The organism is Mesorhizobium sp. M1B.F.Ca.ET.045.04.1.1, from assembly GCF_003952465.1.
GTDB lineage: Bacteria > Pseudomonadota > Alphaproteobacteria > Rhizobiales > Rhizobiaceae > Mesorhizobium > Mesorhizobium shonense.
Map to the genome: position 1 here is coordinate 5,679,128 of NZ_CP034448.1, position 16,567 is coordinate 5,695,694.

At 64.2% G+C, this 16,567-nt stretch carries 14 protein-coding genes; 4 read left to right on the forward strand and 10 right to left on the reverse strand.

The annotated features are described in order from the left end of the window. Positions 1-168 precede the first annotated feature (168 nt). Positions 169-492, forward strand: a complete 324-nt coding sequence (locus EJ071_RS28140) for a hypothetical protein (RefSeq protein ID WP_126100773.1) — start codon at positions 169-171, stop codon at positions 490-492. A 393-nt stretch (positions 493-885) separates the two neighbouring features. Here EJ071_RS28140 and EJ071_RS28145 read toward each other — a convergent pair whose 3' ends face one another. After that, complete coding sequence (locus EJ071_RS28145) at positions 886-2,049, reverse strand: PLP-dependent aminotransferase family protein (RefSeq protein ID WP_189521578.1); 1,164 nt, start codon at positions 2,047-2,049, stop codon at positions 886-888. A gap of 347 nt (positions 2,050-2,396) precedes the next feature. Here EJ071_RS28145 and EJ071_RS28150 point away from each other — a divergent pair, with 347 nt between their 5' ends. Next, a complete protein-coding gene (locus EJ071_RS28150; RefSeq protein WP_126100775.1) occupies positions 2,397-3,137 on the forward strand; it encodes a sulfotransferase family protein in 741 nt (246 codons plus the stop codon). Positions 3,138-3,384: 247 nt separating this feature from the next. Then, entirely contained in the window at positions 3,385-4,023 is a 639-nt protein-coding gene (locus EJ071_RS39650) for a GYD domain-containing protein (protein ID WP_245459996.1), read from the forward strand. Here EJ071_RS39650 and EJ071_RS39655 read toward each other — a convergent pair. The 7 genes from EJ071_RS39655 to EJ071_RS28190 form a co-directional block, all read right to left on the reverse strand. Beyond that, on the reverse strand, positions 4,020-4,280 hold the full coding sequence (locus EJ071_RS39655; RefSeq protein ID WP_245459997.1) for a DUF1127 domain-containing protein: 261 nt from the start codon (positions 4,278-4,280) through the stop codon (positions 4,020-4,022). The two genes, EJ071_RS39650 and EJ071_RS39655, sit on opposite strands and share 4 nt — an antisense overlap. Before the next feature lie 76 nt (positions 4,281-4,356). Then, positions 4,357-5,664 (reverse strand): mechanosensitive ion channel domain-containing protein, encoded by a 1,308-nt coding sequence (locus tag EJ071_RS28165; RefSeq protein ID WP_126102750.1) that lies wholly within the window; start codon positions 5,662-5,664, stop codon positions 4,357-4,359. An 82-nt stretch (positions 5,665-5,746) separates the two neighbouring features. Beyond that, on the reverse strand, positions 5,747-5,923 hold the full coding sequence (locus EJ071_RS28170; protein WP_126100776.1) for a DUF2934 domain-containing protein: 177 nt from the start codon (positions 5,921-5,923) through the stop codon (positions 5,747-5,749). A 171-nt stretch (positions 5,924-6,094) separates the two neighbouring features. Continuing rightward, positions 6,095-7,303, reverse strand: a complete 1,209-nt coding sequence (locus EJ071_RS28175; protein ID WP_126102751.1) for an amidohydrolase family protein — start codon at positions 7,301-7,303, stop codon at positions 6,095-6,097. Positions 7,304-7,733: 430 nt separating this feature from the next. After that, complete coding sequence (locus tag EJ071_RS28180) at positions 7,734-8,189, reverse strand: GFA family protein (protein WP_126100777.1); 456 nt, start codon at positions 8,187-8,189, stop codon at positions 7,734-7,736. A 92-nt stretch (positions 8,190-8,281) separates the two neighbouring features. Continuing rightward, positions 8,282-8,839, reverse strand: a complete 558-nt coding sequence (locus tag EJ071_RS28185; RefSeq protein WP_126100778.1) for an isochorismatase family protein — start codon at positions 8,837-8,839, stop codon at positions 8,282-8,284. Between the two features lie 240 nt (positions 8,840-9,079). Continuing rightward, on the reverse strand, positions 9,080-9,988 hold the full coding sequence (locus EJ071_RS28190; RefSeq protein WP_126100779.1) for a LysR family transcriptional regulator: 909 nt from the start codon (positions 9,986-9,988) through the stop codon (positions 9,080-9,082). A 97-nt stretch (positions 9,989-10,085) separates the two neighbouring features. Between EJ071_RS28190 and EJ071_RS28195 the strand changes: the two genes are divergently transcribed. Beyond that, a complete protein-coding gene (locus EJ071_RS28195) occupies positions 10,086-11,306 on the forward strand; it encodes an MFS transporter (RefSeq protein WP_126100780.1) in 1,221 nt (406 codons plus the stop codon). Positions 11,307-11,710: 404 nt separating this feature from the next. Here EJ071_RS28195 and EJ071_RS28200 read toward each other — a convergent pair whose 3' ends face one another. Together EJ071_RS28200 and EJ071_RS28205 are read right to left on the reverse strand one after the other, a co-directional pair. After that, positions 11,711-13,720, reverse strand: coding sequence for an amidase (locus EJ071_RS28200; protein WP_126100781.1), 2,010 nt, complete (start codon positions 13,718-13,720; stop codon positions 11,711-11,713). A gap of 255 nt (positions 13,721-13,975) precedes the next feature. Continuing rightward, a complete protein-coding gene (locus EJ071_RS28205) occupies positions 13,976-16,222 on the reverse strand; it encodes an SEL1-like repeat protein (RefSeq protein WP_126100782.1) in 2,247 nt (748 codons plus the stop codon). Positions 16,223-16,567 lie beyond the last annotated feature (345 nt).

Below are 16,567 nucleotides of genomic sequence, written 5' to 3' on the forward strand. Positions count from 1 at the left end.
CTTTGCCGGCCCTCCCTACAAGTGCCGGCCGTCGCGCGATCTGCCCGCCAGGCTTCGAAAAGGCGCGGCGATGCGGATCTTCACGAATTCTTTCAGCCGGAACATCCCCCCGCAATCCTCCGTTGGAAATCTGAGGCAATCAACGATGAAACAGTTTGGAGGCTTCCAATGATGAAGAAAATTTTTGCAGCTTCCGTGCTATCCGTCGCGCTTGCCACCTCGGCCGCGATGGCGCAGTCGACTGGTGCGTCGGGCGGCGTTTCCGGTAGCGTGTCTGGCGGCACGAGCGGCGACATGTCCGGTGGCACGACCGGTAGCGGAACGGTGACAGGCACCACGCCAAATCCGACGGACTCCACCACGACCAGTTCCACGACGCAGTCACAGTCGAACGGCATGGAGGATCGCTGTAAAGACAGCGGCGGCTACGATACCGACAACAACACCCCAAGCGGCGCCATGACCTCCGACATGCAGAACTGCAACAAGTAGCGCCGGTTGACCTGTTCGCTTCGCGGCGTGGGTTCCCCGACGCGGGAAGGTCAATGAAAAAGCCCCGCCGGTGGAGGTCGTCGGGGCTCTTTCGTTCGGGCCGTGAAGGTGGGACATCGCGGCCGGTCGATCCAGGGGTGTTGGATCGGCCGGAACCCTAGCCGAAGAACCGGCGCGCCGATAATCACGCCTGCGCACTACCGATCACGGTTGTGCGAGCGGGAGGTGATAGCCGGCGAAGCAACGGTTGATCTCCCCCTCGAGGGGGAGATGGCCAGAGGGGGTCGTCTCACATCGAACGCCGACGCTTTGGCGGATCGAGAAGAGGTTGGCGCTCCACGCGCGGCGACCCCCTCTGTCGCCTTCGGCGACATCTCCCCTCGAGGGGGGAGATTACCCCCTCAACAACTTCGCCAGCCTTGGCACGCCCTCATTCACCGCGCGGTCGTTGGCCAGCGTGAAGGACATGCGCAGCGTGTTGCGGCCGGTGCCGTCGGCGTAGAACGCGTTGCCGGGCACGAAGGCGACACGCGCCTCCTTCACCGAACGCGCCAGGAGTTCGGTGGCATCCGCGCCTTCCGGCAGCGTCAACCAGACGAACATGCCGCCATCCGGCCGGCTCCACGAAATGCCGTCGGGCATCTCGGCCTCGAGCGCGCCGAGCAGCGCGTCACGCCGCTTGCGGTAGGCGCCGATCAGCCTGTCCACCTGGCCATCGAAAATGGCCTCGGCGACGCGGTGCATGACCATCTGGTTGATCGAAGGGCTATGCAGGTCGGAGGCCTGCTTCATAAGCACCAGCTTTTCCACCACATGGCGCGGCGCGCAGACCCAGCCGACGCGCATGCCGGGCGAGAGGATCTTGGAGAAGGAACCGCAATAGAGAGTGCGGGCGTTGTCGATGCCGCCGGAGCGCGCGCAGTCCAGCGCCAGGATCGGCGGCACCGCCTCGCCGTCATAGCGCAACGCGCGGTAGGCGGCGTCCTCGATGACGGCGATGTCGAGCTCGCCGGCGAGGTCGAGCACCGCCCTGCGCTGCGCGGCATCGAGCGTGTTGCCGGTCGGGTTGGCGAAGTCCGGCACCAGATAGGCGAATTTCACCTTGCCGCCATTCGCGGCCGCGCGGTAAGCCTCCGGCGTCATGTTGCCGTCGGCCGTGTTCAGCCGGTCATAGCGCGGCTCGTAGGCATTGAAGGCCTGCAACGCGCCGAGATAGGTCGGCCAGGTGACCAGGGCGGTGTCGCCGGGCGACAGGAACAGCTTGCCGAGATAATCGAGCGCCTGCTGCGAGCCGGAGGAGATGAAGATGTTTGCCTCGTCGCATTCGATGCCGAGCTTGCCCATGTAGCCGGCCAGCCATTTGCGCAGCGGCAGAAAACCCTCGCTGACCTGGTACTGCAGCGCGGTCCCCGCCTCCGCGCCGCCGAGCACGGCCTGGTAAGCCTCGCCGATGGCTTCAGCCGGAAACAGCGAGGGATCCGGAATGCCGCCGGCAAAGGAGATGATGTCGGGCTGGTCGAGCAGCTTCAACAGCTCGCGGATTTCCGAGGCCTTCATGCGCGACGAGCGCGAGGCCAGAAGGTTCAACAGGGTCAAGGCGCACCTCCCGCGGGGCGTTTCGTATTTTAGGTCAACCAGGCTGACCTATTATCAGCCTCCGCGCCCGGCGTGAATAGCCCAAACGGTCATAGCCCATCGTCCAGGCGACATTGTTGTTCACACTTGTCAAAATCGCCGCAACACTTTTGGGCGCCCTGCGCTGGCCCACATATTTTCCGTTGGCCCACATATTTTCACAAATGCTAATGGAAAAATGTTGCGGGCCGAACGGCTTCGGCGCAGCATGAAATACCAGGAGCCGGATAGAGCGGGAAAATCAATCCGGCCGAACGGGGATGGGGGCAATGACACTCGAACTTATCGGGGCCGGATTCGGCCGCACCGGCACGTGGTCCACTTTCGCCGCGCTGAACAGGCTCGGCTTTCCGAGCTACCACATGCAGGAAGTCATCTTAAACAAGGCCAACAAGGGCCATCTCGACTTCTGGCGCAAGGTGGCCAACAGCCCGCCCGGCAGCCAGCATGACTGGAACCGCGTGTTCGCCAATTATCGCGCCACCGTCGACAATCCGGGCTGCTGCGTGTGGCGCGAACTGATGGCCGCCTACCCACGCGCCAAGGTGCTTTTGACGCTGCATCCGCGCGGAGCCGAAGCCTGGTATGACAGCACCATCGACACGATCTACTTCACCGAAAATGTCTGGCAGTTCAAGGTGCTGGAATGGCTGACTCCGTTCGGCCGCAAATTCGGCGACATGTCGAACAAGCTGGTCTGGGGCCGCGCCCTGAAAGGCGTCATGGACGATCGCGACAAGGCGGTGGCGCGCTACAACGCCTATATCGACGAAGTGAAGGCGGCGGTGTCGCCGGAAAGGCTCCTGGTCTTCAAGGTGACCGACGGTTGGGGCCCGCTTTGCGATTTCCTCGGCGTTCCGCTTCCGAACGAGCCCTTCCCCAACCTCAACGACCGCGCCAGCATCAAGAAGATCATCCGCGACATGATCGTCGGCTCCTATGTGATGCTGGCCGGCGTGGCGCTGGCGATCGCACTGGCGGTCGGCGGGCTCTGGTGGTGGCTGGGGTAGCTATAGCCATCCCCAGCGGTCGGTAGGGCCGGCGACGCGGCCCGGGGTTCCGTCGAATGGCGGAATTGCCGATATATTAGAATAGGCGCATGTTATCGCAAGCCGAAGCCATGCTCCGGCTGAACCGCCATTGGCCATGTTTGCCCAGGTGGTCCACGGACCAGGTCAAATGTCAGGGAAAACCAGGAAAGTCCGTGCTGCTCACACCATCGGGCAGCCCGAGACGTGATATTTGGAGGAGACAGCCATGAAGGTCACCATATTGGCGAATTACGAACCCCAGGCCGCCAAGGGGCTTATGCAGGGATCGGACCGGGAAGCTGCGGTCAAGGCGCTTTTTGAAAGCGTCGGCGGCAAGATGAGCAGCCTGATGTTCACGCGCGGCAAGTATGACGTCGTCGTCAATGGCGAGGTGCCGGACCAGACCGCCGGGATGGGCATGGCGCTTGCGGTGCGGGCAAGTGGCTCGGTGAGCGACCTCGTCGTCCTCGAAGAGCTCGACATGAAGGGGTGCTCGCAGCCGCCAACAAGGCTGCCGGCGTCTACAAGCCCGCCGGCTGACCGTCTTGGCCAGCCAGGACGGACAAGCGTGCCGGTGCTGCCTGGCGTCCACCTAAAGCGCGTCGCGATCTTTCAGATTCGCTCTGTGCGCTTTAGGTTTTTGATCTTACGCATGTCTTTGTCCCGAAACCGGTTTCCCACTTTCGGGAGACATGCTCGAAAGCGCGTGGCGTCGAACGGATTCGAGCGACGCGCTTTAAGCCTTTGTTTTGATGCATGTCGTTGTCCCAGAACCGCTAAACACTTCTGGGCGACATGCATTAGGTTTTTGATTTTACGCAATTCCGGACGGAAACCGCCGCGTGCCTTTCCTGGAATTGCTTAAAACGGCAACCGAATCTCATCGTCATGAGCGGTCTGCCGCCAGCCGATGTCCTTACGGATCTCCGGCGGCAGTTCGTTCAGCTCGCGCATCGTCCTGCGGCGCTTGCTTGCCCGCGCAAAGGCGGCGCGGATGCGGTTAAGGCTTTTGAACATCGGGACCTCCACAAGCAGCGGCAGAAAGTCTGCCCGCTCACCGGGCGCCGCTTTTGAGGTGCGTCTGTAACCGGCCGATTGCGCGCGAACGGTGAAATGCTTCACGAAGCCGGAGCGCCCTGAAACATATGCATGCAAATTAATTTAAACGACGGAGGCGCATGGTCGCGCTCGCCACCGTTCAGCGTGCCGCCCAATTGCCTTTCTGCCCAGCCCCGTCCCTCACGATGATTTCGCGGTGCGGATAGGGGATGCCTATGCCATTCTTTTTGAACGTATCCCACAGCGCCAGCAGCACCTTGCCACGCACATTGGTCAGGCCCTGCTGCGGATCGTGGATCCAGAAGCGCAGGACGAAGTTGAGCGAGGAGTCGCCGAACCCCGTCAGCCAGCAGACCGGCCGCCGATCGGCTTCGACCCGCCCGACGCTGATCGCGGCCTCGATCGCCAGTTCGCTGACCTTGTGCGGATCGGCGTCGTAGGAGACGCCAAAATCCACATCGAGCCGCACGAGGTTGTCGCTGAACGACCAATTGATGACCCTTTGGGTGATGAAGTCTTCATTCGGGATCAGATATTCGCGGCCGTCGCGCGTCACCACCGAGACGAAGCGCGCCCGCAATTCCCGTATCCAGCCGAATGTGCCTTCGAGCGAGATGGTGTCGCCCGGCTTGATAGACTTGTCGAGCAGGATGATCATGCCGGAGACGAAATTCGAAACGACCTTCTGCAGCCCGAAGGCGAGACCGACGCCGATCGCGCCGGAAAAGACCGTCAGCGCCGTCAGGTCGACGCCGACGGCGGAAAGGGCGAAGGCGCCGGCAACCAGGACCAGGCCGATCTTCGCCACCTTGCCGATGAGGACGCGGATCGAGGGCGTCAGCTCCTCGGAGATGCGGACGCGCTCGTCGACATAATTGCCGATGACCACGGCGAACCAGACCGTGGCGGCCAGCAGCAGCACCGCCTTGAGTAGCAGCAGGGCCGAAAGGCGGACCGCGCCCATGGGGATTGCGAGGCTGTCCAGCAACGTCGCGGTCTCGTCGCTGACGCCCAGGATGACAAGCGCCGCGTAGGTCCAGATCAGCCAGCCGAGAAGGCGGGCGACGAGGCGGTTGTGAACCATGCGTGACAGCACAGACGCGAAAAGCCACGCGAGCGACAGCGAAAGGGCGACATGGATGAGGTAGAGGTGGCTCGGCCACACGAAAGGGCGCATGAGGTTGAGCGCGGCAAGCAGGAAGAGTGTGAAGAGGATCCAGTCCGTGCGTCGCAACAGGGCGATGACGACCCTCAGCAGTCCGGGATGACCCTTGATCTGTCGTGCCCGGTCCTCAACGAGAAGCTCGACGCGCCGTCCGGCAAACCTGGCCGCGAGGAACAGCGTGAGGATGATGGCGAGCTGGTAGAAGAGCCACAGCGAGGTGGCGTAGTTGAACCATTCGCTGGACCAGGCCAGCGCTCGGCTGATGGCGTCGCGAACATCCATTGCCACACGACCATCATAGACGGGCTAATAAACCCGCCGTTGCGGGGCCTATTCAAAGCCGCGCGTTCACGCGCTCGGGCGACTATGCGCCGGCGGCGCGTTGGCGTTTGTCCGACGGACTCTTCCGTTGATCCTCTTGGTCGATCTCGTCCATCGCCTGTTCCCAAAAGCGCAAGTCGGCGCCCTCGGGCTTTCCTTCTTTTTCCCAAAGCTCATAGGCACGCTGGCGGATGCGTTCTTCCCTGGTCTGGTCAGCCATGAAAACCTCCCGGTCTCTGTTTCACCGGAAGGAACGTCGGCGCCAGCGAAACGATCCATGCGAAGGCCTGGCGGCAGCCGATTTTCTCAGGCCCCCTCAACCAACCATTTCGCCATCCTTGGCAATCTGCGGCTCGATAGACCGGGCGCAGGCCGGACCGCGGCGATGCGGTCAGCTCGTCATCCTGCTGTCCCTCGCGACCAGCATGCCTCGGCGAAAGACCGTGCGCTCCCTCGGCACCGCCACCACCGCTTCCGGCACGTGCTCGGCCTTCAGCGCGACGAAATCGGCCTTGGCGCCGACCGCAATGCCATAGCCTTCGAGGCCCAGCGCCTTGGCGCCGGCATGGCTCACCAAGTCACAGGCCGCTTCCAGTTCCCGATCCTCGTAGAAGCCGGAACGGTAGCCGATCATGTTGGCGCGGTTCAGCATGTCGCCATCGCCATAGGGCCACCAGGAATCGCGGATATTGTCGGAACCGGCAAAGACCGTGACGCCCGCCTTGCGGAGCGCGGCCACCGGCGGAAAAGGATGGTTGCCGGGGGCATTGGTCATGATGGCAACGCCGGAGGCTGCAAGCATCTCGCCGGCCCTGGCCAGAGTGTCGGCGGAAATGTGGCCCAGTGCATAGGCGTGGCTGACGGCGACCTTGCCTTGCATGCTCATCGCCGCGGTCCGGGCGCATATCTCCTCGATCTCGAACAGGCCAAGTGTGCCGCCGTCATGCAGATGGATGTCGACCCCAACGCCGCGCCTTTCGGCAAGGCCGAAGACAACGTCGAGATGGCCGTTCACATCGCGGTCGAAGCTCGCCGGGTCGAGCCCGCCGATCAGGTCGCAGCCGAGTTTCAGGGCCTCGTCCAGGAGCTCCGCCGTGCGCGGGGAAGACAGAATGCCGCTCTGCGGGAAGGCGACGAGCTGGATGTCGATCAGCTCGCGATATTTCTCACGCACGCCTAGGATCGTCTCGACATGCTTCAGCCCGACAGCGGCATCGACCATGACATGGCTGCGCATGGCGAGACTGCCATGGCCGACGCAAAGCTCGAGCTGGTTCTTCGCGCGCTCATCCATCGGCGCGGCCTGCTCAAGGCTCCGCATCTGGAAGGCGACGCGCTCGCGCACGTCAAAACCGTCGGTGCAGGGAATGTGCGGACGCCAGGCATCGCCATAGAAGGAGGTGTCGAGGTGGATGTGGCCCTCGACGAAGGCCGGCAGCACGAGCTGACCGGCGAGGTCGACGGCGCCGGCCGGCGGAGCGGCGGCATTGGCGGCGGGCGCGATGGCGCTGAAGCGGCCGCCGGTGACGGTCAGGTCGGCCAGCGAGCCATCGGCGAGCCTGGCGTTGAGGAAATGGGTTTGGCGCAAGATGCAATCCATTGGGAGCGAAAGCATTATTCGTCGCCGCTGTGGAGGCCGCGGTCAATGCGGCGAGAGGTTGAAAGTGTTTCGCGCAAGCTGATCTCCCCCCTCGAGGGGGGAGATGTCGCCGGAGGCGACAGAGGGGGTCGTTGCGCGTGGAGCGCCGGCCGCTTCTTGCTTCCGCCAGGCGCCGGCGCTCGATGTGAGACGACCCCCTCTGGCCGCTTCGCGGCCATCTCCCCCTCAAGGGGGGAGATTACGCCCTGCCTATTCCGCTATCGCGGAAGTGCGCGCGCCTTGAAGATATGCAATGCTATATCTGCGGTACGAGGCCGCCGTGGTCGACGCGGACGCCCAAGCACATCCCCAACAATGTCGCCCCCAACGGCCGCGTCGACCATGAACTGAACGGCGATCTGACCCGGGTCGCCGTTTTGTTTTGGGTCGATCAGGCCTGTGTCTTGGCGTATTCCGCGACCAGCCCCTCATATTCCTCGAAGGCCGGCAGGGCCGCGTAGCTGTGCACGGCTGGCGTCGTCGCCCAGGGCAATTTCTCGCTGGTCCAGGTCTCGATGAAGGGCGTGAACCAGGCGGGGTCGTCGAGCATGGTCGGGCGCAGGTTGACGAACCAGTCGAGCCCCTCCGGCCGGGTGAACATCCAGCTCATGCAGTAGCCGCAGAAATAGTGCCTCGAGGCGCCGTGCAGGCCGCCGATCACCGGCTCGCCCTTGATGATCTCGAAGCCATCCGCAGGAATGGCGGCGCTCAGCGAATAGGCGCTGGATGACATAAGCTGGCAGCCGGTGCAGTGGCAGGCCATAGTGAGCAGCGGCTTTGCCGAAATCTTCAGGCGCACGCGGCCGCAGCGGCAGCCTCCTTCGGCGGGAAGGGTAAGGGTTGGCACGGTGGGACTCCTTAGTGGGGTCGCGGTCGTCGAACGGGACTTTTACAACAAACGCCGGCGGGACAGCGCGGGGCGCGAAGGAACGCGGCCTCTCAGTGTTCACCCCCAACCAACGCCCTCGTCGTCGTCAGCCGCACGCCCTGCTTCACGAAAGCCTCGTTGTGCCGCGTGATGATGTCAGGCGCCTTCTCCTCCTGAGAATCCAGCGTCGAATGCGCATCCGAAACCACGGTGACGCCAAGCCCTTCGGCAAAGGCCCCTTTCACCGTTGCGGCAACGCAGAAATCGGTCTGGGCGCCGATGAGCATCACATCGCTCGCGCCCTGCCCCGCGACCCACTGCCCAAGCTCGGCGTTGGAGAAAGCATTACCGACCGTCTTGCCGAAGGTCGGCTCGTCGGCGGCCTGGCCGAGCAACGGCCATACCGGCCAGCCGGAAGCGCCCGGCGCCAGCGGATCGCCCTCCGGCCCATCATGACGGATGAAGGCCACCTTGCGGCCGGTGTGCCGCGCCCAGTCGATCAGTTTTCGAGCGCGCTCGGCAATTGCGTCGGCGTCATGGATCGGCGGATCGAAACGACCGTCGAACATCCCGGTCTGCAGGTCGATGACGATGAGCGGAGCGGTGGCGGAGGGAGCTGTGTTTGGCATGGCGGCGAGGATAGCCTGGGTGGAGGATGGGTCAAGCGGCAGCCTCTCCTTCTCCCCTTGCGGGAGAAGGTGGATCGGCGCGCAGCGCCGAGACGGATGAGGGGTGCTGGAAGGAACGAGACGCCGAAAGATTGAGCGATTTTTAGCGCGTATTTCTTTTAAGCAGCGATCCGGCCAACACCCCTCATCCGTCCGAGCTTCGCTCGGCCACCTTCTCCCACAAGGGGAGAAGGAGGGGTGCTACGACATCAGTGGCATAGGCCCCTTCAGCGCCTCCGCCAGCGCGTCTCGGAAGGTGGCAATCGGCCGCGCGAGCCTTCCCGCCGGCGGGCGGTGGAGCAGCCAGCAACGCACTTGCGGCTTGAAGCCGGGGCAGTCGACCACCTCGACCGCGTCGCGCCACGGGCTGCCGGACAGCGCGCCGGGCGTGACGACGCCGATGCCGTGGCCGCGCGCCACCAGCGACATCCTGAGATCGGCGCCCTGCGCCTCGACGCCGACGTGGAAAGGCAGCCGCGCCACCTCGAAGCGGTGGCGGATGAAGGCGCGAAAACCGCAGCCGGTCTCGTTCAGCACCCAGGGGTAACGCGCAAGGTCGGTGAGCTCGGCCGGCTTCGACACGCCGAGGCTTGGCGAGGCGATCAGCAGCACCGCCTGCACGCCGAGATCGTCGCCGACGAGCTCCGGCGGCGGCGCCACCCCATCGGCGAGGCAGACCGCGACGGCGTCGATCTCGCTGTGCAGCACCTGCTCGACCAGACGCGGCGACAGGCTGGAGGTGATCTTCAGCGTCAGTTGCGGGAAAGCTGCGCGCAGGCTGTCGAGCGGCTCGGAGAGCGCGCTGGTCGAAAGATAGGGCATGATACCGAGGCGGAATTCGCCCCTCACCTCGCCGGCCGGCGACACGCCCGCCTTCAGATCCTCCAGCGAGCGCAGCACGCGGCGGCCATGCTCATAGGCCTCGCGGCCCGAGGCGGTCGGCTTCAGCGGCTTCGACTGGCGGTCGAGCAAAGGTGTGGCCAACCGCTCCTCGAGATTCTGGATGCGGCGCGTCACACCTGGCTGGGTGAGGTTCAGCCTCGCCGAGGCGCCGACGATGGAGCCGGTCTCGACGACGGCGACGAAAGCTTCGAGGTCGTGAATGTTCATGCGCATCTCGCATAATCATTATCAGGTCAATTCAATTGTAGCATTATGATCGTTTGCAATAAAGTCCTCGCTGGATATGCGAACAACAGGAAGTCTCATGCACGGCACACACAACACGCAACTGGCGGAGCGGCCAAGTGAAACCGCCGGCACGATCACCCGATCGCAGACGCTGCTGTTCGCCGCCGCGGTCGGCATCATCGTCACCAACCTGTTCGCGCCGCAGACGCTGGTCGGACTGATCGGCCCGTCGCTGGGTGCTGCGACCTCCGAAAGCGGTCTCGTCTCGATGGCGACCTTGCTCGGCTATGCCGCCGGGCTGTTCTTCCTGGTGCCGCTGTCGGATCTGATCGAGAACCGGGCGCTGGTGCTGCGCATGTTAAGCGCGGCGGCGCTCGCCGCGGCGATCGCTTCATTCGCGCCCTCGGCCAACTCGCTGCTCGCGGTGCTGTTCGTGCTGGGTGCCGCCTGCTCCTGCATCCAGGTGCTGGTGCCGGTCGCGGCCTCGATGGCGCCGCCCGGACAGGACGGCCGGGTCATCGGCGACGTGATGAGCGGGCTGATGATCGGCATCCTCTTGTCGCGGCCGCTGGCAAGCTTCGTCGCCGACGCCTTCGGCTGGCGCGCCTTCTATGGCATCAGCGCCGCGGCACTGGCACTGCTCGCCATCCTGCTCGGCCTCACGCTGCCGAGGCGGCGTCCGCCGGCACATTCCAGCTACGCGGCGCTGCTCGTCTCGCTGTTCGAGTTGTTGCGCCAGGAGCCGGTGCTGCGTCGCCGCGCGCTGACGGCGAGCCTGGTGATGGCGGCCTTCAGCGTGTTCTGGACGGCGGTGGCGCTCAGGCTCGCGGCACCTCCCTTCGAGCTTGGCCAGAGGGGCATCGCGCTGTTCGCGCTGGTTGGCGCCGGCGGAGCGGCGGCGACACCGATCTTCGGCCGCGCCGGCGACCGCGGCTTCACCCGACCGGCGACGATTTTCTGTCATCTCGGCCTGATCGCGGCGCTCGGGCTTGCGGCATGGGCGGGTGCGGCCGCCGCCGGCGGCGCATGGCTGCCGCTGCTGCTGATGGGCGCCAGCGCTGTGCTGCTCGACATCGGCGTCACCGGCGACCAGACGTTGGGCCGCCGCGCCGTCAACCTTTTGCGGCCGAAGGCGCGCGGAAGGATCAATGGGCTGTTCGTCGGGATATTCTTCATCGGCGGCGCGATTGGCTCGCTGCTGGCGGGAGTGTCCTGGGCATGGGGCGGGTGGAACGCGGTGTGCGCGGCTGGGGCGGTGTTTGGGGTCGCGGCGCTGGTGGTGGATTGGGTGGGGTAGCGAGGGCGCCTTATCTCCCCCCTTGAGGGGGAGATGGCCGCGAAGCGGCCAGAGGGGGTCGTCTCACATAGATCGCCAGCGTCATCTTTCGTCGTTTAGGGCGTCGGCGCTCCACGCGCGACGACCCCCTCTGTCGCCTTCGGCGACATCTCCCCCTCGAGGCAGGGCTGTCCGGGGAAAGTTTTTCGGTTGCGAACAGGGCCATGGAGGACTCGCACCGATTGCATTTTTCGAGCTTTGGACCCCAATCGGTGCTCTTTCTTCCGCACCTGCTGCGGCTGGCCGGCAAAAACAATGGACGTCGCGCCCATCGAAGGTTGCGAAAGCGCGAGCAAAGACTCGTCTGCGTTGTGCAAAGATTTTCCCCGGACAGCCCTGCCCTCGAGGGGGAGATTCGCGTCGCGCTAACCAATCCCGCCCGTCACGGTATACGCCCCCGCCGCACGCCCATCCGGCAGGCGCACGATGGCAGTGGCGATCGAGCCATAGGAGCCGCGCCAGACGCTGTGGAAGCCTTGATGCATCGCGGCCGGTACGACTAGGCGGCCTGTGTAGCGATTGCCGTCCACCTGCATGATGACAGGCTCGCCGTTGACGTGGACTTTGACGACCACCGGTCCGATCTCGCCCGCATCGATCTGCAGCGTGATCGCGATCTCGTCGGTGTCGCCGGCGTCGATCGTCTCGGCACCCAGCGAAAGCGCAAGCGGCGCATCGCCAGCACCACCCGCCGAGCCCCTGCCCTCCGCAAACACATCATCCGCCAGCGCCGGCGTGCGCGGCGGGACGGTGCGACGCTGGGTGGCGCGCTCGTAGTCGCCGGCGAAGCGCAGCAGCGCCGTGTCATCATAGGCCTTGCCGGCGAAGGTCAGGCCCACCGGCATGCCGATATCGGCCATGGTGCCCATCGGCACCGTCACCGTCGGGATGCCGAGATGACGCCAGACCAGATTGCCGTTGGCGACCCAGGTGCCGTTGCGCCAGGCGAGTTCGGCGGAGGCCTCGTTGACGTCGGCATCGGCCGGGCCGACATCGGCGACGGCCGGCAGCACAACGGCATCGAGCCGGTTCGCCTGCAGCCAGTCCTCGAAATCGACGCGGCGCGTTGCCTCAAGCCCCTTCAGCCCGGCCTCGATGGTGGGGATGTCCTCGAGCGGCGCCACGCCTTGCCTGGCCCGCTCGACATATTCGGCAGGGTCGAAGCCGTCCTCGCCATAGCGGTCGGGCAGCGCGCCCGGCGGCCGCGGGAAAATCTTCGGGCCGTCGGTCGAGGCGAGATCGGGGAGCGTCGGATCGGCGTTCGCGCGCAGAAAATCGTCCCACGACCAGATGGAGAGGTCCCAAATCTCGCGGCTTGCAAATTCGTTCGGCACCAGGCCGTGATCGACCATCGATAGCGCACCCGGACGGTCGCGCTCATAGTTCGAGACGACGGGAAAATCGACCTCGACCACCTCGGCGCCGAGCGCTTCCAGGTCGCGCGCCGCCTGCCGCCAGAGCTCCAGCACCGAGGCGCGGGTCTCGATCGGACGGTCGGCGCCTTCATCCTTGCCGATATACATTTTCGGCACGCCGAGTCGCCTGCCCTTGAGCGCGCCTTGCAACGCCAGCCCGGTATAGCTTGCCGGCCTGATTTCGGACGCTTTCGGGATCGACACCCAAGGCTGCACGCGCCAGAAATCGCCGCGCGTGTCCTGATCGTCGGCGACGATCACGTCGAGCAGTTCCAGCATGTCGGGGACGGTGCGCGTATGCGGCACCACCACATCCATGGTCGGCACCAACGGCCAGTTGCCGCGCACCGAGATCACGCCGCGCGAGGGCGTGTAGGCGACGAGCGCATTGTTGGAGGCCGGCGCGCGGCCCGACGACCAGGTCTCCTCGCCAAGCCCGAAGGCAGCGAAGCTGGCCGCGGTCGCCGTGCCCGAGCCGTTGGAAGAGCCGGAGGCGAAGGCAGCGGTGAGGTAATCCCTGTTATAGGGGCTCTCGGCCCGGCCATAGACGCCGCGCTGCATGCCGCCATTGGCCATGGGCGGCATGTTGGTGAGGCCGATCAGCACCGCGCCGGCGGCTTTGAGCCGTTCGATGGTGAAGGCGTCCTCGGTGGCGACGAGATGCTCGAAGGCCGGCGAACCGGCGGCCACCGTCAGGCCCTTCGCCTTGTAGCTGTCCTTGGCGGTGTAAGGGATGCCGTCGAGCGGGCCGAAGGTTTTGCCCGCGCGCCGGCGCCGGTCGGAGGCGGCCGCTTCCTCGAACATCTTGGGATTGAGGATGGGCACGGCGTTGAGCGCGATGCTGTGGCGGTCGTAGTGAGCGATGCGCGTCAAGTAAGCGCCGGTGAGATCGACGCTGGTGACGGTGCCTTGCTCCAGCGCATTGCGCAGGTCGGCGATCGAGGCTTCGACGATATTCATAGTTTGCGCGAAATCCTTGCCAGTCGTCCTGCGTCCGCAACGTGGCCTGAAGGCCGCGTTTCCGTCACACCCCCTCTGCCCTGCCGGAATCTCCCCCGCAAGGGGGGAGCTTGGCTGGCGCGCTAGCTTTCGCCAATCGCCGGCGTTGCAGGAATGGTGGCGCCGCCAACGCTGCTGATCCCTCCTTGTGGGGCCCATTGAGGGAGATTACGCGCTCAGCCGCTCTTACCAGTTGTCAATTGCAGGCATCTCAGCTCACAGCGTTTTGCTATCAAACTGACCGTTTTCCTTCATGAGCTCGATATAGGTCTTGGCCTGCGTGTTGCCGTGCTCGGCCGCCTTGAGGAACCACTTGGTTGCTTCCGGGTAGTTCGGCTTGCCGTCAATCCCCCGAAAGTAGAGCGTACCAAGGCTGAACTCGGCATCGACATTGCCAGCCTGGGCTGCCTCAAGCCACCAGGTCTCAGCGGCCTTGTCGTCCCTGGCGACGCCTACGCCGTTTGCATATGCGTAAGCCAGGCTGAGCTTCGAATTTAGATTTCCCTGCCGTGCGGCCTTGAGCCACCACGCAATTGCATTCGCCTTGCTCTCCGAGACACCGGTACCCGTGGAATAGGCGTTCCCGACCGCCTCCTCGGCCATTGCGTTGCCTTGCTCAGCAGCCTTGCTCAACCAGGCGAGTGCCTGGGCGTCGTCCTGTTTGACGCCCTGTCCCAATCCATACATTGTGCCGATATTGTATTGCGCGACGGCATGCCCGTTGACCGCAGCTTTCATCCACCACTGGAAGGCCAATCCGCCATCCCGGGCAAATCCGCGACCTTCATGGTACAGAATGCCTAGCTGGTACTGGGCATCGGCATTGCCTCCGTCGGCGGCCATTTGCGTCCATTTGGCGGCCAACCCGTCGTCCTGCTCGATTCCTTCGCCGAGCAAATAGGCCCGACCAAGATTATAGCCGGCTTCGGCATTTCCTGCCTCGGCACCCTTGCGCCACCAGATCGCGGCTTGAGCGTAGTCCTGCGGAACACCCGCGCCGACGGCATACATCCCGCCGAGCGCGGATTGCGCCAGGGGGGTGCCTTGATCCGCTGCCTTGTTCATCCAGTAGAATGCCTGGGCGTCGTCCCTGGCAACGCCATTTCCCGTGCGATACGCGTTTGCGAGACTGTACTGTGCCACCGCAACACCGCTGGCCGCAGCCTTCGTCCACCATTTGACCGCCAACCGGTCGTCCCGAGCAACGCCGAGGCCTTGGTGGTACAGAATGCCGAGTTGACCTTGAGCGTCCGCGCTGCCTGCGTCCGCGGCTTTGAGCCACCAGACTGCACCATCCCGGCGGCTCTGGGCAACACCCCTGCCCTTCAAGTACGCATTCCCCAGCGACAACTGTGCCTCGGCGTTGCCTTGCTCCGAAGCTTTGCGCCACCAGGCAACGGCTTGAACATCATCCTGCCGCACGCCCATACCAAGCCAGTACATCGTACCCAGGCTTGATTGTGCTAAGGCGTCACCCTGGTTGGCCGCCCTGCTCGTCCAAAGAAATGCCTGGGCATTATCCTTGCCGACGCCCTTTCCAGTGGCATACGCGGTGCCGACACTGTATTGCGCCTGCACGACACCACCAGCAGCAGCCTTCATCCACCATTGAAACGCCAGCTTCTCGTCCTGCGCCAGCCCCTCGCCCAGGTGGTAGAGAACGCCGAGCATGTATTGGCCGTCGGCGTTTCCCTGATCCGCAGCCTTGCGCGCCCATGTCGCTGCGAGCTGGCTGTCCTTATCGACACCTAGACCGAACTTGTAGGCCTTGCTGAGGACGTAGGCGGCTTCTGCATTTCCATTGTCGGCCGCCCTTCGAGTCCACGTCACTCCCATTTTGTCGTCTTTCTTGACACCCAGGCCATTAAAGTAAGCCTGGCCAAGACTGTACGCGGCCTCGACACTTCCCACATCAGCAGCCTTGTGCCACCAGTAGAGTGCCTGCTCGTCACTCTTGCTCCGTCCGTGGCCTTGTGAGTACAGGACAGCTAGCTGGTACTGACCATTTGCGTTGTCCTTATCCGCCGCCTTTCGCGCCAAGGTGACGGCGAGCTGGTCGTCCTTCGCGACACCGCGCCCAAGAGAATAAGCCTGACTAAGGGCGGCTTCGGCCTCCGCATTTCCACCGTCCGCGGACTTACGCCACCAGAAGACTGCCTGCTCATCGTTCTGTGCGGTTCCTTCGCCGCGCCAGTACATCGCGCCGAGATAGCCCTGCGAATCCCGGTTGCCCATGTTCGCCAGCACCGTCAACTGATGGAACTCTTCGGCATAATCCTTGGCCAGGGCAGCAGCTTGCATTTTCCTTATGGCCGACCATTGCACGTAGTAGTTTCGCGCCGGCCAAAACAGCACGAAGGCTGTCAGCGATATCAGGATGATAGGAAAGACTCTTCGGCGACGCCGCGCAGGCGGGTAGAAAACAGTTGTGTCCGTTTCAATCGGCCAATCGTTATTGCTCACGGTCCCCCACCCATTTGCAGCCCACAAGTAATCATTAGCGCAAGCCGCGCTGTTCTGGAATATCCGCGGTGTGGACCTCTCCCTTTTTTACTCCGGCGCCCCGCGAACAGCACCACTCCCTCTCCACCTGCCGCCGGCCAGTCGCGGATGGTGCGGTCGATGCCGCCGGTGAGAAGCTTGCCGTCGGCGCCCCCCGCGCCTTCCCCACACAATGGCGGAAGGCGCATCAGCCATCCTAGCCGAGCTTCTTTCCAAGGCTAAGTGCAAGCCATCACACGAGGAAAGATAAATGCGTATGTCTTCTTCGTTCCAGCCGGCTGCCGGATTTCGGGTTTACTCGGCCAG

Coding starts and splice junctions, on each gene's coding strand:
- EJ071_RS28140 (WP_126100773.1), top strand. CDS start 169: ATGATGAAGAAAATTTTTGCAGCTTCCGTGCTATCCGTCGCGCTTGCC.
- EJ071_RS28145 (WP_189521578.1), bottom strand. CDS start 2,049: ATGAAGGCCTCGGAAATCCGCGAGCTGTTGAAGCTGCTCGACCAGCCC.
- EJ071_RS28165 (WP_126102750.1), bottom strand. CDS start 5,664: ATGGATGTTCGCGACGCCATCAGCCGAGCGCTGGCCTGGTCCAGCGAA.
- EJ071_RS28195 (WP_126100780.1), top strand. CDS start 10,086: ATGCACGGCACACACAACACGCAACTGGCGGAGCGGCCAAGTGAAACC.
- EJ071_RS28190 (WP_126100779.1), bottom strand. CDS start 9,988: ATGAACATTCACGACCTCGAAGCTTTCGTCGCCGTCGTCGAGACCGGC.
- EJ071_RS28150 (WP_126100775.1), top strand. CDS start 2,397: ATGACACTCGAACTTATCGGGGCCGGATTCGGCCGCACCGGCACGTGG.
- EJ071_RS28170 (WP_126100776.1), bottom strand. CDS start 5,923: ATGGCTGACCAGACCAGGGAAGAACGCATCCGCCAGCGTGCCTATGAG.
- EJ071_RS39650 (WP_245459996.1), top strand. CDS start 3,385: ATGAAGGTCACCATATTGGCGAATTACGAACCCCAGGCCGCCAAGGGG.
- EJ071_RS28175 (WP_126102751.1), bottom strand. CDS start 7,303: ATGGATTGCATCTTGCGCCAAACCCATTTCCTCAACGCCAGGCTCGCC.
- EJ071_RS28200 (WP_126100781.1), bottom strand. CDS start 13,720: ATGAATATCGTCGAAGCCTCGATCGCCGACCTGCGCAATGCGCTGGAG.
- EJ071_RS28185 (WP_126100778.1), bottom strand. CDS start 8,839: ATGCCAAACACAGCTCCCTCCGCCACCGCTCCGCTCATCGTCATCGAC.